Origin of the sequence: Lewinella sp. IMCC34191 (assembly GCF_003390935.1) — a bacterium.
Classification (GTDB): Bacteria; Bacteroidota; Bacteroidia; order Chitinophagales; family Saprospiraceae; genus Neolewinella.
The window spans coordinates 510860-534841 of record NZ_QNQZ01000002.1 but is presented as its reverse complement, the minus strand read 5'-3'; the positions used below and the strand labels follow the sequence as shown (position 1 = coordinate 534841).

General features: G+C 59.2%; 18 protein-coding genes. 16 read left to right on the top strand and 2 right to left on the bottom strand.

The window, feature by feature from the left end; translation table 11 throughout:
• Positions 1-4 precede the first annotated feature (4 nt).
• The 12 genes from DRW39_RS06725 (at position 5) to DRW39_RS06670 (ending at position 16330) form a co-directional block, all read left to right on the top strand.
• On the top strand, positions 5-1123 hold the full coding sequence (locus DRW39_RS06725) for a glycosyltransferase family 4 protein (protein WP_116106244.1): 1119 nt from the start codon (positions 5-7) through the stop codon (positions 1121-1123).
• Positions 1124-1212: 89 nt separating this feature from the next.
• Positions 1213-2424 carry a DUF1972 domain-containing protein gene (locus DRW39_RS06720; RefSeq protein ID WP_116106243.1) on the top strand — a complete coding sequence of 404 codons (1212 nt, stop codon included), beginning with the start codon at positions 1213-1215 and terminating at the stop codon, positions 2422-2424.
• Between the two features lie 10 nt (positions 2425-2434).
• The gene (locus DRW39_RS06715) at positions 2435-3535 is read left to right on the top strand and encodes an MraY family glycosyltransferase (RefSeq protein ID WP_116106242.1); all 1101 of its coding nucleotides are present in this window, start codon (positions 2435-2437) and stop codon (positions 3533-3535) included.
• A 130-nt stretch (positions 3536-3665) separates the two neighbouring features.
• Complete coding sequence (locus DRW39_RS06710) at positions 3666-5009, top strand: sigma-54-dependent transcriptional regulator (RefSeq protein ID WP_198664811.1); 1344 nt, start codon at positions 3666-3668, stop codon at positions 5007-5009.
• Positions 5010-5011: 2 nt separating this feature from the next.
• On the top strand, positions 5012-6139 hold the full coding sequence (locus DRW39_RS06705; protein WP_116106240.1) for an FIST signal transduction protein: 1128 nt from the start codon (positions 5012-5014) through the stop codon (positions 6137-6139).
• Between the two features lie 23 nt (positions 6140-6162).
• Positions 6163-9168: a PAS domain S-box protein gene (locus tag DRW39_RS06700; protein ID WP_116106239.1), complete on the top strand. Its 3006-nt coding sequence runs from the start codon at positions 6163-6165 to the stop codon at positions 9166-9168.
• Between the two features lie 132 nt (positions 9169-9300).
• Entirely contained in the window at positions 9301-9735 is a 435-nt protein-coding gene (locus DRW39_RS06695) for a response regulator (protein WP_116106238.1), read from the top strand.
• Positions 9736-9759: 24 nt separating this feature from the next.
• Positions 9760-10518 carry a polysaccharide biosynthesis/export family protein gene (locus tag DRW39_RS06690; RefSeq protein WP_157975974.1) on the top strand — a complete coding sequence of 253 codons (759 nt, stop codon included), beginning with the start codon at positions 9760-9762 and terminating at the stop codon, positions 10516-10518.
• Positions 10519-10522: 4 nt separating this feature from the next.
• On the top strand, positions 10523-12694 hold the full coding sequence (locus DRW39_RS06685; RefSeq protein WP_116106236.1) for a GumC family protein: 2172 nt from the start codon (positions 10523-10525) through the stop codon (positions 12692-12694).
• On the top strand, positions 12691-13938 hold the full coding sequence (locus tag DRW39_RS06680; RefSeq protein ID WP_116106235.1) for a lipopolysaccharide biosynthesis protein: 1248 nt from the start codon (positions 12691-12693) through the stop codon (positions 13936-13938). The genes DRW39_RS06685 and DRW39_RS06680 overlap by 4 nt, the downstream gene beginning before the upstream one ends.
• Positions 13917-15023 (top strand): glycosyltransferase family 4 protein, encoded by a 1107-nt coding sequence (locus DRW39_RS06675; protein ID WP_116106234.1) that lies wholly within the window; start codon positions 13917-13919, stop codon positions 15021-15023. The genes DRW39_RS06680 and DRW39_RS06675 overlap by 22 nt, the downstream gene beginning before the upstream one ends.
• Positions 15020-16330 (top strand): O-antigen ligase family protein, encoded by a 1311-nt coding sequence (locus DRW39_RS06670; RefSeq protein WP_198664810.1) that lies wholly within the window; start codon positions 15020-15022, stop codon positions 16328-16330. Before DRW39_RS06675 ends, DRW39_RS06670 begins: the two co-directional genes overlap by 4 nt.
• 56 nt (positions 16331-16386) lie before the next feature.
• On the opposite strand, the gene DRW39_RS06665 is transcribed toward DRW39_RS06670, so the two are convergent.
• Positions 16387-16830, bottom strand: a complete 444-nt coding sequence (locus DRW39_RS06665) for a hypothetical protein (protein ID WP_116106233.1) — start codon at positions 16828-16830, stop codon at positions 16387-16389.
• Between the two features lie 269 nt (positions 16831-17099).
• On the opposite strand from DRW39_RS06665, the gene DRW39_RS06660 reads away from it, so the two are divergent.
• A complete protein-coding gene (locus DRW39_RS06660; protein ID WP_198664809.1) occupies positions 17100-18794 on the top strand; it encodes a glycoside hydrolase family 28 protein in 1695 nt (564 codons plus the stop codon).
• A 64-nt stretch (positions 18795-18858) separates the two neighbouring features.
• The gene (locus DRW39_RS06655; protein ID WP_116106231.1) at positions 18859-19980 is read left to right on the top strand and encodes a glycosyltransferase; all 1122 of its coding nucleotides are present in this window, start codon (positions 18859-18861) and stop codon (positions 19978-19980) included.
• A 276-nt stretch (positions 19981-20256) separates the two neighbouring features.
• On the opposite strand, the gene DRW39_RS06650 is transcribed toward DRW39_RS06655, so the two are convergent.
• Positions 20257-20700 (bottom strand): hypothetical protein, encoded by a 444-nt coding sequence (locus DRW39_RS06650; RefSeq protein ID WP_116106230.1) that lies wholly within the window; start codon positions 20698-20700, stop codon positions 20257-20259.
• Between the two features lie 166 nt (positions 20701-20866).
• Between DRW39_RS06650 and DRW39_RS06645 the strand changes: the two genes are divergently transcribed.
• Both DRW39_RS06645 and DRW39_RS06640 read left to right on the top strand, forming a co-directional pair.
• Entirely contained in the window at positions 20867-22060 is a 1194-nt protein-coding gene (locus tag DRW39_RS06645) for a hypothetical protein (RefSeq protein WP_116106229.1), read from the top strand.
• A complete protein-coding gene (locus DRW39_RS06640) occupies positions 22060-23976 on the top strand; it encodes a DUF5060 domain-containing protein (protein ID WP_116106228.1) in 1917 nt (638 codons plus the stop codon). The genes DRW39_RS06645 and DRW39_RS06640 overlap by 1 nt, the downstream gene beginning before the upstream one ends.
• Positions 23977-23982: the final 6 nt, after the last annotated feature.

The window sequence follows — 23982 nt, the reverse complement described above, 5'->3', positions numbered from 1 at the left end:
TCCCGTGGCAAAAATTCACGCTTTCCACCTGCTCAACGACTATAGTGGTAGTCCCAAAGTACTCCGCCAGGTACTTCAGGGACTGGCCCGGGAAGGGCACGCCGTCGAACTGCACACCAGCCTGTCGGGCTCCGGTTTCCTGTCGGATATCCCCGGCGTGCGACTCCGCGACAACCGCTACCACTTCATTCAGTCGGTTCCCCGGCGGCTCCTGTTGCTTCTGTTTTCCCAGTTGTACGTCATCGTGGCCGGGTATAGCCGGATCCGCTCCTCGGATACCGTCTACGTTAATACCCTGCTTCCCTTCGGCGGGGCTATCCTCGGGCGGTTGCGGGGCGCGCGGGTCGTTTACCACCTGCACGAAACTTCCGTCAGCCCGCAGATATTCAAGTCCTTCCTGCTCCTTTGGGTCCGGCTGTGTGCCACGGAGGTGATCTACGTATCGGACTTCCTGGCCCGTCAGGAGCCCCTGGATAAGCCCCGGCATGTGATCTGGAATGCTATTCCGGAGGACTTTATCCTGCGCTCCGCCGCCCATAATTCCCCTGCCGAAAGGCTGGAGAACGTGCTGATGGTCGCCTCCCTCAAGCGCTACAAGGGGGTGAACGAATATGTGGACCTGGCCCGCTACTGCCCGGAACTGCGTTTCGAACTGGTGGTCAATGCTTCGGAGACGGATATCGACGCCTACTTCGGCCACGAGCAGCTGCCCGCTAACCTGACGATCTTTCCCGCACAGACCGACGTCCACCCCTTCTACCGGCGTGCCGACGTGGTGCTGAACCTGTCGCGCCCCGACGAGTGGGTCGAAACCTTCGGCCTCACCGCCCTGGAGGGGATGGCCTACGGCCTGCCGGTGATCGTTCCGCCGGTGGGGGGCATCGCCGAAATCGTCCCTGACGGCCAGGCAGGCTACCAGATCGACGGCCGGGACACCGCCGCCATCGCCGCCCGCCTACGGGAGTGGCAAGCGGACCCGGAGCTCTACCGAAAGCATTGCGGCGGAGCGCAGGTACAAGTTGCTCATTTTAGAGAGCCGCACTTTTTGAGACGCATCCTTCCCGTATTCGACCCAGCCGTTTCCACGACCCGGAAACCCGTCCACGCGGTGGAAAGCATTTAGTGTATTATATAAATAAACATCTGACAAATAGCTACTTACGAAATGGGAACGCTATTTGAATAAGTAAGTCCGTCCAAAATCCGGATCCTATGCAAGAGGGAAAAAAACTCGCCATCATCGGCACCGTCGGTCTGCCTGCCAAGTACGGTGGCTTCGAAACCCTGACCAGCCACCTGGTCGAACAGCTCGATCAACAGTACGACATGACCGTCTACTGCTCCAGCAAACAGTACGCTCCGGCTGACCGGCAGTCGCACTACCGGAATGCCCGTCTTCACTACCTTCCCCTGGAGGCCAACGGCGTTCAGAGTATCCCCTACGATACCTGGTCGATCCTGCACGCCCTGCTCTACGCCGACGTGCTGCTTATCCTCGGTGTCGCCGGCGCGTGGATCCTGCCCTTCGTGCGGCTGTTCACGAACAAACGGATCATCATCTCCATCGACGGTATCGAGTGGAAGCGCGACAAGTGGTCCTGGCCCGCCCGCATGTACCTGTACTGGGCGGAAAAGATCGCGGTGAAGTATTCCCACTGCGACATCTCGGACAATGAGTCCATTCAAGACTATACCGCCCTGCGTTACGGTAGCCTCAGCAACGTGATCGAGTACGGTGCCGACCACACCATGAAGGTGGACGTGGAGCCCGCCGACATCGATCGCTACCCCTTTCTCGCCAAGCCCTACGCTTTCAAAGTGTGCCGGATCGAGCCGGAGAATAATCTGGAACTGATCCTGAACGCCTTCAGTAAATCAGCTCCACTGCCCCTCGTCGTCGTCGGTAACTGGGCGAAGAGCGAGTTCGGCCAGGATCTGAAAGCACGCTACTCCGGCCTGGATAACCTGTTACTTTTCGACCCCATCTACGACCAGCGGGAGATCGATCTGCTCCGCGGCAACGCCAGCCTCTACGTCCACGGCCACAGCGCCGGCGGAACCAACCCCAGCCTGGTGGAAGCGATGTACCTGGGCCTGCCCATCATGGCCTTTGGTGTCAGCTACAACCGGACGACCACCGAAGACAAAGCCTACTACTTCGACACTGAGGCGGAATTGACCGAACTGCTGCGGCACACTTCCCCGGATTCGTGGAAGCACGTCGGACTGGCGATGCAGGAGGTGGCCGAGCGCCGCTACCGCTGGTCGGTCATCGCGACCAAGTACCATGCCCTGGTACAGCGTGCTTGCCAGACGGACGTGAAGGCCGCCGTTATCCCCTCCTTTCAGGATTTTAGTCCCGAGCTGCTGCGCGAGCACGGAGCGGGCCACCTGGCCACGCACCGCTTGTTTTACGAAAATTAATCCCCCGGTCATGCTACTCCGTATCCTCATCTCCGCTTTACTGGTGTACCTGATCGTATACATGATCGTCCCCTACCTACGCCGGTTGGCCCTGAACCTCGACTGGCTCGACGTGGCCAATTCCGAGCGCAAAGTCCATACCGATAGTATTCCGCTGGTCGGCGGACCGGCCATGGCCATCGGTATCCTGATCGTCATGCTGGTGAATCTGCCGGGCCGCCCCTTCGCTACCGAGCTGTTATCTACCGTGCTAGGGGGCGGCGGCGTCCTGCTGATCACCGGCATCGTTGACGATAAAGTGGATTTGCGTCCCCTGATTAAACTGGCCATACAGGCCTGCTGCGCGTATTCCCTGTGCATACGCGGCTTCTACTTCGACGGCGTATTCGAGATGATCGGCATGGGCGGAATGCCGGTGTACGTTCAACAGGCCCTTACCTTCCTGTTCATCATTGGGGTAGTTAACGCTTACAATCTTATCGACGGCATTGACGGCCTGGCGGGCACCCTTTTCCTGGCGGGTTTCGGCTGGATGGGGGGAGCCGCCTTATTCCTGGGGCACCTGGACATCGCCCTGCTCTGCGCGCTTTCGCTGGCCGCCGTGTTGGCGTTCCTGAAGTACAACACCTCCAGCATCAACAAAATTTTCATGGGCGACGGGGGGAGCCTGTTCCTGGGCTTCCTCCTTGCCGGGGCGAGCATCAGTCTGCTGGAACGGGGCAGCGCGGATGTGCAGGCTCCTTTTTGGCTCATCGGTACCTGTGCCGTTCTGGCACTACCGATCCTCGATGAGTTACGAGTGTTCGCCGAGCGCATGGCGGCGGGTAAGTCTCCCCTCTACGCCGACAACTCCCACATCCACCATATCCTGATGCAGATCGATCCGACCCACCGGCTGGTCCGCAATTGGATCCTGAAGATTGTCTTCGTCGTGTTTTTGCTCGCTATGGTGGCTTCCTACGCAATGGGGATGTGGGGTGGCGTAGCCACGATACTGGTGTGCCTGTTCGGCCTTTTCGCTCTGCTGCAGATGCAGCGGACGATGCACCAGCAACGGGAGGAGCTGCGCATCTTGGAGCGGAGAAAATCGGCCGCCGCCTCGGGCAAATAGCCCGCTGGAAAATAGATTGCTCGTTTTTATCGTTTTAACATCGCTTACGGACCGGTGTAGCTTTTTATAGCGCACCAACCCCGGATGTACGCTACGGCTATCGGCGCATCCCTAACTAATCCCTGAAACCGTGTTCACCGTATTCATTGTCGAGGACGATCCATTCTACGGGAGGCTGCTACAGCACCACCTGAGCGCAGCGGCCGACTATACCGTCGAACTGTTTACCACCGCTGAGGCCTGCCTGGAGGAATTGTACCGGAAGCCCGATGTGATCAGTATAGATTACGGACTGCCCGATATGGACGGAGACGAGCTATTCGACCGCATTCGCGCGAGAGAAACGGGCACGGCGATTATCGTCACCAGCGGCCAGGAAGACGTCGACACCGCGGTCAGCCTGCTCAAGCGCGGGGCCCACGATTACCTGGTAAAGAACGACAACACGAAAGAATTACTGGCGCGGTCGATTCGCAATATCCGCGAGGCCAGCAACCTCAAGCGGGAGGTAGCCGATCTGCGCGAGCAGCTCGGAGAAAAATATCACTTTACCTCCATCATCGGCAGCAGTGCCCCCATGCAGGAGGTATACACGGTGGTGCGCAAGGCGGCCCGCTCGCGGATCAACGTCAGCATCACCGGAGAAACCGGGACCGGAAAAGAGGTGGTGGCCAAAGCCATCCATTACAGCGGAGCACAGCCCGATCAGCCCTTCGTGGCGATCAACACGGCCGGCATCCCGGCGGAGCTGCTGGAAAGCGAACTCTTCGGTCACGAAAAAGGTGCCTTTACGGGTGCTTCCGCCCGCAAGATCGGTCTTTTCGAAGCCGCCCGCGAGGGTACGCTCTTCCTGGACGAGATCGCCGAAATGGACATGAACCTCCAATCCAAGCTATTACGTGCCCTGCAGGAGCGGGAGTTTTGCCGGGTAGGCGGCACCGAACCCATCAAGTTTCGCGCCCGCCTGCTGACGGCTACCCACCGTGACCTGGAAACCCGGGTACGGGAGGGTAAATTCCGTGAGGACCTGTATTACCGCATCATCGGCCTGCCGGTTTGCCTGCCGCCGCTACGGAAGCGGGGTGAGGATATTCTCCTGCTGGCCGATCATTTCCTCGACCTGTACGCCCGGGAAAACCGGGTAGAACGGATAACCCTTACCGCGGACGCGAAGGACCGGCTGCTACGACATGCCTTCCCCGGTAACGTCCGCGAGCTGAAGGCCGTCATCGACCTGGCCTGCGTGCTTAGTGATACCGGACAAATTAAGGTGGAGCACCTGAAGTTTTCCGGGCTGACCGGCCCCTCGGTGATCGACTACGGCGAAAAAAGCCTGCGGGAATACACCCGGGAAATCGTACAGCACTACCTGAATACCTACGATTCTAACGTCGGCCGGGTAGCTGAAAAACTCAAGGTCGGTAAGTCGACCATTTACGGCATGCTAAAAAGTGGAGAAGTTTCTGTCATCTGATCATGCAGCACCATCAATTTCATATTCGATCGCGGGAAGAACTCCCGGCTACTGTGGACCAGTCGGTAAACCTTGTCCTGGGCTTTGGAAGTAAAGCGCTGCTCGAAGGGGATAACTTCCAGGGGCACCTCAGTAAAAGCTATCCGAACGCAACGGTCGCGTTGTGCTCGTCGGCCGGCGAAATATTCGATACGACCGTGGCAGACGATAGCCTTTCCATACTGGCCTTTTCGTTCGATCATACGCAGGTGCTGCACCGCAGCGTGGACACCCAGGATTATGAGGACAGCCACGCGGCCGGCCAGTCGCTGGTAGCGGATCTGCCCACGGGCGACCTGCGGTTGGTATTCGTGCTTTCCGACGGAAGCTCCGTGAACGGCAGCGAACTAACGAAGGGAATACGTTCGGTTATTCCGGCCGGCATACCCATCACCGGCGGGCTGGCGGGCGACGGCGTTCACTTCGATTACACGCTTGTCGGGCTGAACGATACCCCCCGGCGGGGTCGCATTGTCGCCATCGGTTTGTACGGGGAAAAGCTGCGGGTAGCCCACGGTAGCGCCGGCGGATGGCAACCCTTCGGCCTCGAGCGGCAGGTGACCCGGGCAACGGGAAACGAGCTATTCGAGATGGACGGGAAAAACGCCCTGGCCACCTACAAGCGATATCTCGGTAAGCACGCCGACGGTCTTCCCGGTTCCGCCCTTCGCTTTCCCCTGTCCATACAACTGGCGGACGGCCGCCACCTCGTGCGCACGATCCTGGGCGTCGACGAAGAGAAGCAGAGCATGACCTTTGCCGGAGATATTCCGGAGGGCAGCCGCGTCCGCTTTATGATGGCCAATACGGACCGGCTGACCGACGCCGCCGGAACGGCCGCCGAACGTTCTTTACGCCAATCCAATGGTATCCAACCCCAGGTGGCGCTGCTGATCAGCTGTGTCGGCCGCAAGATTGTGCTGGGTGACCGCGTTGATGAAGAGATTGAAGCGGTACGCGATGTTTTCGGTCCCGCTACTACACTGGCCGGATACTACTCCTACGGAGAGATCGCACCGCTGGCCGAGGGTAAGGAAGCTGTCCTCTACAACCAGACCATGACCATCACCTGCCTCGAAGAACTGCCTTAGTTTACTATTCTCGCCTACCACCCATGTACCACAAGTTACTACAAAAGCAGATCGACAAATTTTTGCCCGCCGACTACCAGCAGGACGAGCGGATGGCTAAATTTTTGAAGAGTATTCACAGCTCGTACGAAGCCTGCGATCACGACCGCGAACTGCGCGAGAATGCATTTCGCCTGAGTGAAATGGAATTCGAGGAGGTAAATGACCAACTCGATAACCTGGCCCGGCAGCGGCTCAAAACACTGGAGCAGCTAAACCAGACCGTCAGCAAACTGATCGGCCCGGATAACGAGCATGACCAAAAGGATAACCTGGTCGCGCTATCGGAAAGGATCAAGGATCAGGTGAGCCGCAACAAGGTCACGGAAGAAAACCTGACCCGCAATATTCAGTTGTTCAAGACCCTGCTGACCAATATGCAGTCGGGCGTACTCGTCGAGAACGAGGACCGGCAGATCCTATTCACCAACGATACCTTCTGCTCGCTGTTCCACGTTCCGGTGGCCGCGGACGATCTGATCGGAATGGACTGCTCTTCCTCGGCCGAACAATCCAAGGCCCTATTCAAGGATCCGGAAGGCTTTGTCAGTGGAATCGATACCCTGCTGGAAAACAAGGTGGCGGTATATAACGAAGTATTAGAGACCGCGGATGGTAAAATCCTGGAAAGGGACTACGTGCCCATCTGGATCGACGGCCTGTACAAGGGGCACCTCTGGGAGTATACGGATGTAACGGAAAAATTGCGTTACCAGCAGGTGCTGCGGGAAAGCGAGGAACGCAACCGGCTCGTACTGAATTCATCCCTCGACGCCATCGTGATCTCCAACGACCGGGGCGCCGTGGAGTTCTGGAACCCTCAGGCGGAACGGCTCTTCGGCTGGACCCAGGAGGAAGCCCGCGGTCAGCAGATGAGTGACCTGTTCATTCCGGCCCACCTTCGGGAGGCACACAGCAACGGCATGCGTCGCTACCTCACTACCAAGGTCAGCCACGTGATGAACCAGGTGCTGGAACTGACCGCCTGCAACAAGGCGGGCAAGGAGTTTCCCATTGAGTTGATCGTGGTCAATTACCAGCAGCACGGGAAACAATACTTCTGCGGATTCATCAAGGACATCTCGGTCCGGAAAGCCGCCGAGAACCGCCTGCGCTCCCAGGAAGAGAAGTTCCGCAACATCATCGCGAATATGAACCTGGGGCTCCTGGAGGTCGATAAGGACCGGACCGTACTCTTCGCCAACCAGTGCTTCTGCGATATATCCGGCTTCAGCGAGGAGGAGTTGCTGGGCCAGGACACGGATGCTTTCCTGCCTGCCCCCCTCAGCTTCGGCACCTCCGCCGACGGGTACGAACTCGGCGTTAAGAATAAAGCGGGAGAAATGCGCTGGTGGTTCGTTTCCACGGCTCCCAACTATAAGGCTTCCGGCGAACTAGTCGGCGCGATCGGCATCTTCCTCGATATTACGGATCAGAAGATGCTGGAGTCCGAACTGGCCGTGGCGAAGACCCGCGCCGAAGAGGGTTCCATCGCCAAGGAGGCCTTTCTGGCCAATATGAGCCACGAGATCCGCACGCCGCTGAACGCCATCATCGGCATGATCCGGGAACTGTCGCGGGAAGACCTATCGCCAAAACAGCACACCTACCTCAGCCACACCGATACCGCGGCTCGCCACCTGCTCTCCATCGTGAACGACATTCTGGACCTGTCCAAGATCGAAGCCGGCGAACTGGAGCTGGATGATCACGATTTTAGCCTGGATGCCCTGATCGCCAATATCCGTAGCATCCTCGACGGGAAAGCAAAGAAGAAGGGGATCAACCTCGACTTCAACCTCGACGATCGTATCTGGCAGGCCCACAATGGTGATAGCTCCCGGCTGCGGCAGGTCCTGATCAATTTGCTGGACAATGCCATCAAGTTCACCCTCGAAGGCGGCGTTCACCTGCGGGCCACCGCCCTGAGCGACGACCGGGACGGTCAGCTGATCCGGATCGAGATCACCGATACGGGGATCGGGATGGATGAGGCCTACATGAAACAACTCTTTTCGAAGTTTAGCCAGGCGGAGAAGTCCACCTCGCGCCGCTTTGGCGGGACCGGTCTCGGGATGTCCATCACGAAGCAGATCGTGGAAATGATGGGCGGAACGATCAGCGTGGAAAGCAAGAAGGGTAGGGGAACCACCTTCTACATCGAACTGCGCCTGACCAAGGGCAACATCGACATGCTCACCGGACCGACCATCGAGAACGAACACCTGCTACGGGGCGTACACGTGCTCCTCGTGGAGGATAATATGATGAACCGCTTTATCGCTACCAAAAGCTTGACCCACTTCGGCTGTACCGTAGACGAGGCGGAAAACGGAGCGATCGCCCTCGAACGGCTGCGGACGAACCGCTACGACGTGATCCTGATGGACATTCAGATGCCGGAGCTGGATGGCGTAGAAACAACGAAGATCATCCGCGAGCGCCACCGACTGGACGTCCCCATCATCGCGGTCACCGCTAACGCCTTTAAGAAAGATATCGATCTCTACCTCAGTATCGGTATGAACGACTACGTCACGAAGCCCTTCGAGGAGAAAGCCCTGTTCGACACGCTGGTCCGCTACGTTTGTCCGAGCTGCGATGAAGAGCTGCCGGAAGTGGACAACGAGAAGCCCGGTTACGACCTGACCAAGTTGCGCGAATTGAGCCGGGGCGACGAAGACTTCGTGCGGAGTATGGTCGGCATTTTTGTCGACCAGACCCCGCCGGCCCTGGAGGAGATTCGGGAGGCTATGACCGATCGGGATTACGAATGCGTCGCCAAAACGGCCCACCGGATCAAACCCAGTATCGAAAGCATGGGCATCGAAAGCCTGCAGGGCGTAGCCAAGGACATCGAACTGTACGCCAAATCGGAAGCGCCCGAACACGCGGTGCTTACCGAAAAGGTAGCGCAACTGACCGAAACGCTCAATCGCGTGATCGACGTCATTCGCGTCGACTTCAGCGACTCCCTGGCACAGGCCTGAGTTTATTCCAAAATCTGGAGAGCTTCCATTTAGGAAACCAGATTTAGGAAAGGATTAATACTAAGTAGCTGATAATCAGCATATTGAAAAAATGGCACCGATTTCGCTTATGTGAACGGCAAAAAACACCCCATGGATAGCCTGCTTAACTCAACCGTTTTCATCGTCGACGACGATCCCTTTACCTGCTCGCTCTACCAGAAGCACCTGCACAATCTGGGATTCAGCGACACCCACCTTTTCCACAGCGGCGTAGACTGCCTGAATAACCTCCACCTCAATCCGGCGATCGTCCTGCTCGACCATGACATGTCGCAGCTGACCGGCTTCGAAGTCCTGAAGAAGATCAAGCGCTACGACCCGGATGCCTCGGTCATCATGGTGTCCGGACAGGAGGATATGGCTACGGCCCTCGACGCCCTGAAGTACGGTGCCTTCGACTACATCATCAAGGGCGACACGGAAGTCCAGCGCATCGAGCACACCCTCTACCGCCTGGCGCGGCTACGGGAGATGATGTCGCGCCGCTCCAAATCGCTGCTCGGTAAACTGATGCCTAACGGATAAACAGCTTCCCGCCTAATAATCCCCGTGAAACACCTTCCCCTACTTATCCTTTCGTTGTCGCTTTGTTTACTGGCCGGTTGCAAGACCCAGAACCTATTCGTGCACGCTGCGGACAAGGACGAGCATCCCGTAGCCGCTGCGTACAGCCTGCTGCTGTACGATCCCGACTACCAGTACACGATACGGAAGGACGACAAGATCAGCATCAGTGTATGGGGGCACGACGACCTGAGCGTAGGCTCCACCTACGGTATCTACAACTCCAATGAGGTATACGGGAAGTGGCTCATGGTAGACCCCGAGGGCGCCATTGAGGTGCCGCGCTTCGGCAATATGGAGGTGGAGAATATGACCATCCTGGAGCTCAAGCGACGCATCAAGGACTCGGTGAGCACGCTGCTGCTCAATCCCATCGTCGATATTAAGGTGCTGAACCGGGAGATCACCCTGATGGGCGAATTCAAGGCCCCGGCAGTGGTTAAAATAGATAAGGAGAAGAACTACCTGCTGGACCTGGTAGCCCGCGCGGGGGGCTTCGATGCCTACGCGAATAAATCCTGCATCAAGATATTCCGGCAACGGGGGGAGGACACCCACATTATCACCGTCGACCTCACCGCGAAGGGCGACTACCGCTACAAAAACCTGCCGGTGTATCCGGGCGATATCGTGATTGCGCCGTCGCGCGGGTATAAAGAATTCGACCGGCGGGTGTCGGTCATCATCCCCTTCACCTCCGCGATGACGGCTTCGGCCATCTTCCTGGGCGCATTCGGAGGCTAAGCATATGCAGGAGCAACTCAGCATACTCCGCCCCTACATCCGGGGACTTCCCATCATCGTGGTCGCGATGGTGGCGGGGCTATTGGTGGCCAAGAAGTACCTGTCGTACACCACGCCGATGTATGAGAGTACGACCAAGATCAAACTGGCCGATCTCGATCAGGGGGTCACGGGAAATAACCTCTTCAAAGACTTCGACGTATTCGCCAGTACCGGCAAGATCGCCATGGAGATCGAGGTGCTGAAGTCGCAGATCCTCGTCCGCCAGACGCTGGAGAAGCTCGACTTCGATGAGGAACTGAGCCGCGTGGGGAAGGTCAAGACCTCCGAGCTGTATACGGACAAACCCTTCCTGCACCGGGTCACCATTCACGACCCGGATTACTACGACCGCGACTGGGTCATCCAGGTTGCGGATACCGTGCACTATACGGTACAGTTGCCGGGGACGACGGAGGTGTTCAACGGGTTATTTGGGGATACTTTACACCTGCGCTCCGCCGCCAGTATCTACCTGGTCCACAACACGGAGCTGCTCGCGAAGCGACCCGACCTGGCGCTGTGCGGCGTTTACAAACTGCACAAATATTCCATGGATCGCCTGGCCGGGCAGGTGGCCGGAGCACTGGACGTCGTAGCGGTGGATAAGGACGTGGCGATCATCCGGATCATCTACAAGGATAACATTCCCGAGAAGGCAGCCATGCTGACCAACGAGCTGGCGCGTACCTACATCGACGACTACATTGAGGACAAATTCCGGGTCGCCGATATCACGGCGGATTTCCTGGATCAGCAGATCGAGAAGGTTTACAACGAATTGGAGCAAACGGAACGGGAGATACAGGGCTACCGGGACCGGAACGAGATCGTCAATATCCGAATGCAGACGGAAACCGACCTGCGTAAGATTTCCCAGATGCGCATCCAGCAAACCAATGTTCGGATGTCGCTGGAGGCCATCAACGAACTCAACGATTACATCCAACAGGGCAAGGATAACTTCCTGGAGCTGGCCCCCAACTTCGAGGCCTTCACCGACCTGTTGTCGACCGAAATGGTCAAGAACATCAAAACCCTGCAGGCCGAGCGCCAGGACCTGCTGCTGGTGTACCGCAAGGACCACGAACTGGTGCGGACCGTGGAGGAGAAGATCGACTTTTACGTCGACTACTTCGTGGAGAGTATCGGCAACACCCGCCGTAATCTGGAAACGAAGTACGACAAACTGACGGCGGACATCGAACAGGCAGAACGCGCCTTTGAGGGCCTGCCCGAGCGCGAGCGCGTGCTGACTACCATGGACCGGGAGTTCGGGCTGCAGCAGAAGTCGTACATCTTTCTGAACGAGAAGCGGATCGAGGCCGAAATCGCCAAGGCGGCCAAGCACTCTTTCCACCGCATCATCCAGGAGGCGGACACGCCGGAAAAACCCGTCTCGCCGAACCGGCCGATCATCATCATCGTATCCTCGCTGCTGGGCATGTTCGGTGCGGTGATCTTCATCTTCCTGGTCAACGCCAGCAAGGCGCGGGTGAACGATACCTCCTCGGTGGAGAAGAATACGGACATCCCGATCCTCTACACCACGCCCCACCTGAAGAACGACGAAGCGGCCGCGGCCTACTTCAAGAACGAAGTCTTCAAACTGGATATGAAGGGCTTGCTGGCGCCGAACAGTTCGCTGGTTTACACGGCCTTCCACCGCAACCACGGGGTGCGCTACCAGTTGCAGCAACTCGGGGAGGTCTTCTTGCGGGAGGGCCGGAACTTCTGCGTGCTCACCTTCGATGAGGGGCATACTTTCCGGCTGCCCGGGGAGCATCTGCGGGTGGTGTCGGAAGACGATGTATCTCGGCTCACCTTCGCCGAACTGCTGTCCTGGTACCGGCAACTCTGTACGGACTACGACCTCGTACTCGTGGATAACTTCAACCTGCGCGACAACGCCAAGTCGCTGCTCTTCATGGGGCTGGCCGACCAGAACCTCTGCGTAGTGGACACCCGCAAGACCCGCCTCAGCAGCATCGGCGAGCTCAACCTGCTGCGGGCGAAGCACGAGATCGAAAACCTCCGCCTCGTGGTCAATAACGATAAGTACAGTCCCTCCCTGCTCCACGAAGGCATCTGGATGATCCGTAAGACGATCGCGTACGTCAAAAATTGGCGCAAATGATAGCCCGCATTCCGAAACAGCTCCAACTGATCGCGGAGCAAGGGATGTTCAGCGGCACCGGTTTTCTGGTCAATATCGCGCTGGTGAAACTGCTTCCCCTGGAGCAGTACGGGCTGTTCGCCTCCCTGGTGATCGTGGTATACCTGCTGCTGGCCGTGGTACAGTCGCTGGTGGTGCAGCCACTACAGGTGCACGTGGCCGCCGAGCCCCGGAATGCTGATTACCGGTCGGTATTACTCGCGTTGCTGCTGCCGTTGGTAGTGCTGTTCACCGCGGCACCCCTACTGCTGTATGCGGCCGGCCCCGGATGGATGGCCGAGTACCAATCCTTGCTGCCGGCCTTCGCCGCTTACACCGTGGCCTTTCTGCTGAGTGATTTCCTGCGCAAGTACTTTCTGGCGCGGGGGCAAACGGAGATCGTGGTCGGTATGACCGGCACCTACCTGCTGGGCGTGGCCGCCGGCCTGGCCTACGGAGCCTACTCCGGGGTGCATGAGCTGGTGCACTATCTCCTGGTTTTAGGGGCGGCCTTCGTGCCCGGTCTATTGCTCGGGGGGATCATTTATCTGAGGGGATGCCGCATACCGGAGCTCGCCTTCGTGAAGCGCTACCTACGGATCCACCTGCTAGAGGGGCAGTGGCTGCTGTACGCGGCGGTGGTGCAGTGGCTATCGAGCAACCTGTACGTGATGACCTCGGGCTTACTCATCGGCGTCGAGGCGCTGGGGGTGCTGCGTTTCGTGCAAACCCTGCTGGGCGTCATCAACATCGTGCTGCAAACCCTGGAAAACTATGTTCTCCCGCGACTGAGCGAAGCTTATCGGGTATCGGTGGAGCACTACTACCGCTCGGCGCAGCGCCAGCTGGGTTTGTACCAACTGGCCATGCTGGCGGGCCTGGGCGTACTGTTCGTCTTCGCCCGCGAGGTCATCGTGCTGGTGGGGGATGCCGCCTTTGCTCCCTACGCTTTCGTGCTGCGCGGAATGGTGCTGCTTTACGTGGTCATCATCGTTGCCTACCCGGTCCGCCTGCTGATCCGCGTCACCGAGCTGAACCGCTCGTACTTCACGGCCTACCTGGCCAGCTTCCTCTTCAGCCTCATTAGCTACCGCTACCTGCTGGGCACCTTCGGGGTGTCGGGGGCGGTGGCCGGGCTTGTCATCAATCAACTCATCCTGCAAGCGACCTGGCTGGTCGTGCTGCAGAAAAAACGGTTCCAGCTATGGAAATTATACACCTGGTAATGGGCAAGGCCAATCCGGCCCGCATGAACGGCGTCAACAAGGTGGTCTACCAACTGGCCACCCGGCAGACCGCGGCGGGGCTGAACGTCAGCGTCTGGGGCTTCACCAAGACGCCGGAGGCGGACTACGGGGAACGGAACTTCCGGACGGTACTGTTCCGTGAGGACCGTAATCCCTTCGCGCTGGACCCGGCCTTCGTAGCCGCCCTATCCGAAGTCGACCGGGATGGGACGGTCTTCCACATTCACGGCGGCTGGGTACCCTTATTCTCCCGTGCGGCCGGCGCCCTGCACCGGGCCGGATTGCGGTACGTGATCACGCCGCACGGAGCGTACAATACCCGGGCGATGGAGAAGGGGCGCTGGAAAAAGAAAGTCTACTTTCCGCTGTTCGAGCGGTCACTACTGCGCAACGCCGCCGCGATCCACTGCATCGGGGCCAGCGAGGTGGACGGCCTGCAAACGATCTACCGAACGGATAAGACGGTCCTGCTGCCCTACGGGATGGACGTGGCCGGCACCCAGCGCGCGGAGGCCCGGGCCGAGGACGGCTTCGTCTTTGGCTTCGTCGGCCGGCTGGACTACTACACTAAGGGGCTCGACCTGATGCTCGATGCCTTCGCGTCGCACATCCGGACGGACGAAGACGCCGTACTCTGGATCGTCGGCGACGGGGAAGGTCGCCCGGCGGTAGAAGAAAAAATAGCCGCGCTGGGGATCGAAGATCGCGTAGTGCTGCACGGCTCCCGCTACGGGGAAGAGAAGGACGCCCTGCTGCGGCGGATGCGCGTCTTCCTGCACCCGAGCCGCAATGAGGGCATGCCCAGCGCGGTGCTCGAAGCGGCGGCCTTCGGCGTGCCCTGCATCGTGACCGAAGCCACCAACATCGGCGACTACGTACGCGAGTACGGGGCCGGGCGGGTGGTGCCCAACGAAGACGACCGTGCCCTGGCTACGGCCATGAGCGAATGTCGCGCCCTGGGTGGCGGTACGCTCAGCGAACTGGGCGGCAATGCCTCCCGCATGGTGGCTACGGCCTTCAGCTGGCCGGAGGTGGTCGTTCGCTTCAATAAGCTGTACGCGTGACCCTGGACCCGGCCAAGCACCAGGAATTTCTGAAGAGCACCGAGCGGTGGCTCTTCGTACTGCTGTTCCTGATGGTGGCCTGTTTTTTCACGTGGAGTGAGAATGTCATTATCACGCGGGGGATCAAATTGGTCGGCCGCAACGGCGTACTGTTTGGCGCCATTTATCTCTACCGCCGGGTACGCGACTACGGGGTGCCGGGGTCGATGACCTGGGATAACGTTTTCGTCGCGGCGTTTTACGGCATTTACCTCTTTCTCGGTTTTGCTTCCTTCCTCTGGACGACCAACGTGGGCGTGAGCGCCCTGCAGTGGTTCATGACCACGCAGAGCTTTTTCTTCTGCCTGTACTTTATCAAGACGATCAGCATGCTCGACCAGTACTTTCCGGGACACCGGATCCGGCTGTTCCAGCTGCTGGGGAATACGGTCTACTACCTGGTGCTCATCTTCGTGATCGGCATGTGGGTCGATCCGGACACCTTTATCCGCCTGACCCACGGCGGGGAAGAAGCCCGGCTGGGCGGCTACATCATGAACCCCAACGAACTCGGCATGCTGGCCGGGGTGGGGGTGGCCTGCCTCATCTTCAACTACTACGACGCCCACCGGCCGAAGTGGACGACCTTTCAGCTCCTCATCCTCTTTTACTGCCTGTACGCTACCGGTTCCCGCTCTTCCCTGATCGGTGCCCTGTTGATCATCTTCTTCCACGTGATGCAGTCGGAGCGGCAGCAGATCAAAGCCCTCATCATTGCCGGGATGCTGGTCGTTTCCCCGGTCGCCATCTGGAAGGTGGTGCTCAAGGATGGCGACACCGAACGCCTCGAGGAAATTATGAGCATGACGGGTCGCCTCCCCTTCTGGACGGCCCTGATCGCGGAGGGCTTACCCCGGGAGCCGCTCCTGGGTTTCGGCTTCATGCGCATCGACTATAAAGAGTACTTCCAGTCGACCCACACTTACCCGGGTAAGATGACCCACAACACCTTCATGCAGGTGCTGATGAACCTGGGCTTCGTGGGTATGACCGTGGTGATCTACCAGATGGTGTTTACCATGCGGGCCATCATGAGTGCCACCAAGGAGAAGAAGCTGATGATGATCGGGATCCTGATCCCGATCACCATTAACAGCCTGACGGAGTTTGGCATTTTCGGGGAGTCGAACTACGGCATCCTGTTTTACCAGTTGATCATCTTCTCGGTGAGCTTCGGGGTGCGCGAGTATCTGACCACGCCGGAGAAGATGAACCTGGCACGGCGCAAACGGACGGAAGCGGGCGGATTTTTGGGAGTGGCGAACTGACGACGGCGCTCTAGGCGATTCATGCTAGGCGTCGGATCCCCGCGCGACACCGGCGGCTACCGCTTGCCTGCAAGTCCGCAATCTGATCCGTTCTGCGCCTGCATCGGGCTGCTCACCGTAGCCCACTCCGCGGCCTCATCCTTAGAGATGTTGACCAGTGGAACTTCGGGCAAAATAATATACCCGACAGCCACGCAGTACATCGCGGTCGTTGTCCCGTTAACGGGTAAATCACGAACCACAAGCTTGGTATTCAGCAGTTTTCGCTCCGTGGGTAAACCGCTGTCCATAACGAAGTTGGTCGAAAGATCAAAGAGTTCCGTATGCTGGCTGATGCGTCTCCAGACCTTCGGGTGGTCCTCCAGGCCCATCGCCGTCAGCAGCGACCGAATTTGCCTGACGTGAAAGGAAGAAAGGAAGTTATCCAGACTGACTAGCTGAGAAACTCGGATTCCCCTATCATCAAGGTAGGGAACCAAGGGAACGTACTGGTTCTTCATTGGAAGCTGCTTAGTTTTCAGGAGAGATTTTAAAAATACGATTGTGAGAAGACGTGTGCAAGTTGTTAGGTCGATTTAATTTCGCTTCCCTTATTTGGCTTGATTGTCACCGCTCGCCCCATTTTAATCCTTCCGGCGACGGTTCGCAGCAATCCTGAACGGGCCGGATCTTCAAATGTGAAATTGGGTATAGGGTAAGTTGATTACGGCACGTAGGGGGCGATGCCGTATGCCGACCTTGATGCATGAAGTCAATCCTGCAAAATCCTATGAATAAATTAGCGCTCCACCTCCCGGCTATCACCTTGCTGCTTCTGGCTTGCCTGCAGCCCTTATCCGCTCAGGACATCACCGTCGACGAACTCTACGCCGACCTCCCCTTTGACATGCCGAGGGTAACGGAACCCACTTTCCCCGACCGTGAGGTAATCATCACGGACTTCGGCGCCGTAGGGGACGGTACCACCCTCAATACCGAGTCGATCGAGGAAGCCATAGCTACCGTTGCCGAACGGGGCGGGGGTACCGTACGTATTCCGCGGGGAATGTGGCTTACCGGCCCGATCACGCTGCGCAGCAACATTCGCCTGCATACCGACGAGGGCGCCCTGGTCATCTTCAGCGAGGATAAGGATCTCTACCCCCTGGTGGCCACCAGCTTTGAGGGCCTGGAAACCTACCGCAACACATCTCCCATCAATGGGCGCGACCTGCAGAACGTAGCCCTCACCGGCCGCGGCGTCTTCGACGGCTCCGGGGATGCCTGGCGGCCCGTGAAGAAAGACAAAATGCCACCGCCGCGGTGGAAAAAGCTGGTCGCTTCGGGCGGCGCGCTACGCGACGACGGCAAGATCTGGTATCCTTCGGAGGAGTACAAGCGGGCCGACAGCGACGTCAACTTCAACGTACCCAATCTCAGCACCAAAGAAGAATTTATGCGGGTAAAGGATTACCTGCGCCCGGTTATGGTGAGCCTGGTCAACTGCAGGAACGTGCTGTTCGACGGCCCCACCTTTCAGAACTCGCCGGCCTGGAATATTCACCCGCTCATGTGCGAGAACGTGATCATCCGCAATTTGGAGGTCCGCAACCCCTGGTACTCGCAAAACGGCGACGGGCTGGACCTGGAATCCTGCAAGAACGTACTCATCTACCAGAATACCTTCGACGTGGGCGACGACGCCATCTGCTTCAAGTCCGGCAAGGACGAGGACGGACGGAAGCGCGGCATGGCCACCGAGAACGTGATCGTATCGCACAACACCGTTTACCACGGCCACGGTGGCTTCGTGGTGGGCAGCGAGATGTCCGGCGGCGTGAAGAACGTAAAGGTGGCCCACTGCACCTTCATCGGTACCGACGTAGGCCTGCGCTTCAAGAGCACCCGCGGCCGGGGCGGGGTAGTGGAGAACATCTGGATCAACGACATCGATATGGTCCGCATCCCCACCGAGGCGATCCGCTTTAATCTCTTTTACGGCGGCAATTCGCCCATCCTGGAGGAGACCCAGTCGGCCGAAACGGAAGCCCGCGACGAGACCCTGATGCCGGTCACGGAGGAGACCCCCTCCTTCCGCAACATCCACCTGCGCGATATCCGCGTCACGCAGTCGGAAACCGCCGCGCAGTTTCAGGGGCTGCCCGAGATGAACCTACAGAACGTCACCCTCGAGGATGCCTCTTTCGAGACCCGTAAGGGCATCACCATTATTGATGGCGACGGGATGCGCTTCAAAAACATTCGCATCCACCAGGCCGAAGGCCCCGCCTTCACCTTCTACAATTCGAAGGATGCGGAGGTGGAAGCAATCGACTTTGCCGGGGAAGGCGAGCAGTGGGTTCGGGTACTCGGTCCGCTGTCGGATAATATTCGCCTGCGATCGAAGGAAGGTCGGTCCGGGGAAGACAGCGTGAACTTCGGGCAGGGGGCCAGACAGTCGGCCCTCAGCTGGGAGACGAAGTAGACGGGAGGGCGCCCACGCCAGTATCCGTTCGCGCTTCCCCAAAATTTTGGTATGTTGGTTTCCAATGACCGACACCCACCTCCACGTTGTCAGCCTGGACGTACCCTACCCGCCCGACTACGGCGGAGCCATGGATATCTTTTACAAGGTCAGGGCCTTGCACGCGCGGGGCGTTAAGATTCACCTCCATTGCTACGAATACGGCCGCGGTAAGGCGCCGGCCCTGCAGACCTACTGCCACCGCGTCGACTACTATCCGCGCCGTACGGGCTGGCGAAGCAATGTGTCCCGCTTACCCTACATCATCCGCTCCCGCCGAAGCCGGCAACTGCTGACCGATCTCGAGGCCGACAATCACCCGGTACTGTTCGAGGGCCTGCACACGGCCTACCCGCTGATCGCCCGGCAGCTCGGCAACCGGATTTGTGTATTGCGAATGCATAACATCGAGCACGATTACTACCGGGCCCTGGCGAAACGGGAACGCAGTCAGGTTAAACGGGCTTACTTCGTCAAGGAAGCCTACCAGTTGAAACAGGCCCTGCACCGGCTGCCTTCGGCGACCCCGATCGCGGCCATTTCCCCGCCGGATACGGCCTATTTGCAGCCGGACTTCCCGGCTACGTTCTGGCTGCCTCCCTTCCACGCCAACGAACGGCTCAACATCCAGGAGGGCAGCGGCACCTACGCCCTCTACCACGGTAACCTCTCCGTTTCCGAGAACGTCGAAGCGGCGGAGTACCTGATCCGCGCTTTTCAGGGCCGGGATATCAAGCTCGTTCTGGCCGGAAAGGAGCCTACCCCGGAGCTACGGGCGTGGGTCAAGGCGTCCCCCAACATCCAGGTCGTAGCCAATCCCTCCGCGGTGAGCATGCAGGAGTGGATACAGAACGCCCACGTCATTCTACTGCCCACCTTCCAGACCACCGGCATCAAACTCAAGCTGCTCGAATCCCTCTGCAACGGCCGCTTCTGTCTGGCTAACCAAGCCATGGTCGCCGGTACCCACCTGGAGGACTACGTTACGCTGGCCGACGGGGACTTCTACGCCGCTACCGAAGAACTGATGACGCGTCCCTTCACGGCGTCGGATATCCAGCGCCGGGAGGCCATCCTGGACGGTGAATACAGCAACCGGCGCAACGCCGGGCGACTCTTGGAAGCGCTGAAGCTGGCGGAACGCTAGGTCTTCGGATTTTGGGCGGCGGAGCGCAGGTAAAGGGTTAGCTACTGAAGGGAGAGTTTCAACTTCCCTCAATCTTTGCCCGACCGCTAGCCGATGACTTGACCGCCCGGTTGCGACATGTTCAGGGTAGGGTGGACGGAAGATCATCAATCCTCAGATTTGCAGCCTGAAAGGAGGACCACTTACCACAAGCTATCGGTGGGAGGATCCTGCAGCTACAAATCCGGCAAAAGAAGCAGCCGGCGTTGGCGTTGTCCTTTCCCCCTCCAGCAAGGACTAAATGTATAAACTGGTAAAGAACGATTCGATCACCGTCCCGAGCACGAAACTCCCCAGGGCGGCCAAAAACGAGATGCGGCCAATGGAAAAGACGTTCGAAAAGGCCATCCACAGGGCGGCAATACCGGCGGCGCCGATGAGTACGGAAGGAAACAACAGTGCCCCGCCGGCGTATCCCCCCAGAAGATTTTTCACGATCTCCAAAATTACGGTGAAACCAAAAAGCGCAAGGGCGAAGTTGGCCTTCCGGTGGCGGACGAAGAGATAGCCTCCGGCGATAAAGAGCTCGACGCAGAGCGCCAGCGGACCGAACTGCCGGTAATAGGCCGGTTGGAAGTAGCCCTCCAGGCCGACGGGGAAGCGGATGTGACCGAGGGCGTCGATCCCCAACCACAGGGCCAGGACCAGGAGGAGCGCCGCGACTATTTTTCTTTTCAACATGGGTGAATCTTAATCTGCCTATCCCAAATAAGCGGGAGAGGCCAACCTAGGCCGCGACGGGGTTGCCGGCAAAATTTCTCGATGACAACCCCCGGAGCATCGACGGAGTTCCTGAAGGGGGTGGGTGAGCCTCTCCGCTTTGTCGCCCGCTTAAAAAATCTGCTTTATGCGTAGTAATCTTATCGTGTTCCTGCTTCAATGGCTGCTACTGCCGGCTGCCGGGGCCCAGTTTCTCGATGACTTCGCTACCGATAGCCACGACGACTACATCCTGATGACGGGCGACGGCGACCCGACCATGGCGCTCACGGCCCGCGACGGGCACGGCATCATCTCTATCGACGCTACGCAGGACCGCCACAACGTTTGGTGGACCATCCTGAAACGGGACGTCACCGACGAACTCGATCTCGAACGACTGAGCGATCCGGCGTACGAATTGCTGCTCGAAGCCCGGGTGAAGATCAGCGCCGCCCCCCGGCGGGTCAACTTCATGGTGGTCACCAACCGCACCACCGACTTCCACGAGCACCTGCGGGAGTTCGACATCGCGGACACCACCGACTGGCATACCATCAGTTTCCTGACCCGCGACCTGGACGTCCGTGCCGGGGATACGCTGTACGTGCAGTTCTGCGCCACGGACTTCGGGCCGGATTCCTACGAGGTACAACTCGATTACTTCCGCGCCGACGTGGTCGAGGCCGCGGATGCCGGTCCGGAAAAGGGGGAACCCCTGGTGTATCACCCCCCGGTACCCGATCTGGCGACCTTCGACCGCGTGCTGCCCGTAGCGCAGAATGCCGTCATCGCACCCGAATACCCCGAAGTAAACTTCAGCAACTGGACGGCCCGGGAGGACGGCGCGGAGGTGCCGGTGCTGAGCGTCGGCCGCGGACAGTACGCTCTCCTGCGTTGGAACCCGGACGACTTCCGGGGGGAAGCTGCGGACGGGGCAGGTATCCTGGAACTCACGACCCAGGCCGTAGCTTCGGGTGGTAACTACCGCGCGGCCTACGGCGACCAGCTCGGCGAAGAATTCCCGAAAGTGCGCATCATCGAGGTGATGGGTGGCGACCCCGACTGGGAGCAGGATAGCGTCACCTACGGCGATTTCCTCCTGCCCGACGGCACCGAGCCGCTGAACCAGCAGATGATCTTTGATCAGCCCGTCACCGGGGGGCAAGGTAGCAAGACCCACGTCACTCTTTCCCGGCCGGTCATGCAGCGTATTCTGGACGGCACCACGACGGGCCTGATCATCAAACCCCTCGGCCTGATCAACGCCAGCTTTTACGCGAACGACGGCGATCGGGGTCCGAAACTCTACTTCAACCTACGCCAAACCGCCGGACGATAATGCGTGATCTATTCTTCTGTTTTGTCCTGTTTTTATTTGTTGCTTCGACGCTCATCGGTCAGGACGCCACTGGCACTTATCACGTCTGGGAAGTGGTGGAGATCGAGCTTGCCGCCGCGAAAGACTACGCTAACCCCTACGCCGAGGTAACCTGCTGGGCGGAACTGGAGGGCCCCGATTTTTCCAAACGGGTATACGGCTTCTGGGACGGAGATTCGACCTTCCGTATCCGGCTGACCGCCCCGGCACCCGGAGAGTGGACCTATACCACCGCATCCAACCAGCCGGACGATGCGGGTTTGAACGGACACAGCGGTACGTTCCTAGCCGAGCCCTGGACCGCAGGGGAATTAGCTGAAAACCCGGTACGCCGCGGTTACCTGCGCCCCGACGCCACCGGTCACGCGCTGCAATTTGCCGACGGCACGCCCTTTTTCATGCTGGGCGACACCTGGCTTGCGGGAAGTACGTGGCGGCTGCCTTTCCGCGGGGCGGTGACGGACAGCAGCTACCAGCCCGGCCCCGGTATCGGCTTCGAGGATGCCGTGCTGTACCGCAAGCGGCAGGGCTTTAACTCGGTCAGCATGATCGCCGCCTTCCCGAACTGGGATTCGGACGTACACCCGAGCACCTACGCGGATGCGAACGGCGTGTACCTGCGCAATGCCTGGGAGAAATTCGGCTATACCGTATCCGATTCCCTGGGCCGCGATGCCTCCGGGGATATGAGCTACTGGGGCAGCTTCACGGCTAAGAATATGCGCGACGAGTGGGGCAACCTGCCGTTCGAGCCGTCGGCGGAGCGGAAGGAATTGTCCGATTTCGACCGGATCAATCCGGCCTATTTTCAAAGTCTCGACCAAAAGATGGCCTTTCTGTCAGAGCACGGCTTCACCTCCCTGCTGGAGACGGTGCGGCGGGATGCCGGGCCGTCGTGGGCGGCGTACTTCGATTTCAACGAGAGTTTCGCGCGCTACTTTCAGTACCTGGTCGCGCGCTACGGGGCGTACAACGTGGTCTTCAGCGGCATCCACCTGGACTGGATACCGGAGGACTTCAGCCTTACCGCCGACCAGTTCAACGAAGCGCTGACCTACCACCACGAGACCTACGGGCCGCCGCCCTTCGGGCAGCCCGTGACGGCCCTGATCAACAACAGTACGTTGGAGCAATTCGGCAGCGGTGACACGGCTCCCTGGCTGACGATCCAGAGCGTAGGCAACAAGCCGCGGGACCACCGGGTGAGCGATTCGCTGGAGTCCATCTTCGCCCTCGAGCCGCCGTACCCGGCAATCAACTTCGAGCCCTACTATACGGGCTGGGACCACGAGATCAATAAGCCGGGCGGCGAGCGGCCACCGGCGGATTCGGAGCGGGACAACTACTTCGCCCGGGCACAGATGTACGGATCGGTACTGTCGGGCGGACTGGCCGGCCACGTGCACGGTACGGCGGCCTACGACATCACCACCACCGGAGAGCCGGCCGGTGCACGGCCCCATTTCTGGGAGGCGCTGCGGTACGCTTCGGGTAATTATATGGCCGGGCTTGGGGAATTTATGCTGTCGGAGGGCGACGCCTACGCCGAGCTACGGCCCGTACGGGAAGATCTCCATCCGCATAAGGCGTCCGACGCCCCCTACGACGGTCTCGATGGCTGGGCGTACATGCTGCGCGACTCCGCGGCTAGCCTGGCGCTGCTCTACTTCGAGCACGGGGCGGAAGTGCCGGAGGTGCACGGCCTGCAAGCGAATGCCACCTACCGCCTGGAGTGGTATAACCCGGTGGAAGGAAGTTGGCAGTCCCCGGTGACGGTGCGGACCGACGGAGCCGGGGTAATGAAACTGTCCGAATTTCCGGAAGATGCTTCGAGGTCCTACGGCGACTGGGCCGCTAAGCTGCGGATCGCGGATTAAGATCAG

Excerpts from the sequence above, each read along its gene's own strand:
- DRW39_RS06680 (WP_116106235.1), top strand. The coding sequence starts at position 12,691 with ATGATAGCCCGCATTCCGAAACAGCTCCAACTGATCGCGGAGCAAGGG.
- DRW39_RS06715 (WP_116106242.1), top strand. The coding sequence starts at position 2,435 with ATGCTACTCCGTATCCTCATCTCCGCTTTACTGGTGTACCTGATCGTA.
- DRW39_RS06660 (WP_198664809.1), top strand. The coding sequence starts at position 17,100 with ATGAATAAATTAGCGCTCCACCTCCCGGCTATCACCTTGCTGCTTCTG.
- DRW39_RS06675 (WP_116106234.1), top strand. The coding sequence starts at position 13,917 with ATGGAAATTATACACCTGGTAATGGGCAAGGCCAATCCGGCCCGCATG.
- DRW39_RS06695 (WP_116106238.1), top strand. The coding sequence starts at position 9,301 with ATGGATAGCCTGCTTAACTCAACCGTTTTCATCGTCGACGACGATCCC.
- DRW39_RS06700 (WP_116106239.1), top strand. The coding sequence starts at position 6,163 with ATGTACCACAAGTTACTACAAAAGCAGATCGACAAATTTTTGCCCGCC.
- DRW39_RS06720 (WP_116106243.1), top strand. The coding sequence starts at position 1,213 with ATGCAAGAGGGAAAAAAACTCGCCATCATCGGCACCGTCGGTCTGCCT.
- DRW39_RS06650 (WP_116106230.1), bottom strand. The coding sequence starts at position 20,700 with ATGTTGAAAAGAAAAATAGTCGCGGCGCTCCTCCTGGTCCTGGCCCTG.
- DRW39_RS06705 (WP_116106240.1), top strand. The coding sequence starts at position 5,012 with ATGCAGCACCATCAATTTCATATTCGATCGCGGGAAGAACTCCCGGCT.
- DRW39_RS06685 (WP_116106236.1), top strand. The coding sequence starts at position 10,523 with ATGCAGGAGCAACTCAGCATACTCCGCCCCTACATCCGGGGACTTCCC.
- DRW39_RS06645 (WP_116106229.1), top strand. The coding sequence starts at position 20,867 with ATGCGTAGTAATCTTATCGTGTTCCTGCTTCAATGGCTGCTACTGCCG.
- DRW39_RS06640 (WP_116106228.1), top strand. The coding sequence starts at position 22,060 with ATGCGTGATCTATTCTTCTGTTTTGTCCTGTTTTTATTTGTTGCTTCG.
- DRW39_RS06655 (WP_116106231.1), top strand. The coding sequence starts at position 18,859 with ATGACCGACACCCACCTCCACGTTGTCAGCCTGGACGTACCCTACCCG.
- DRW39_RS06665 (WP_116106233.1), bottom strand. The coding sequence starts at position 16,830 with ATGAAGAACCAGTACGTTCCCTTGGTTCCCTACCTTGATGATAGGGGA.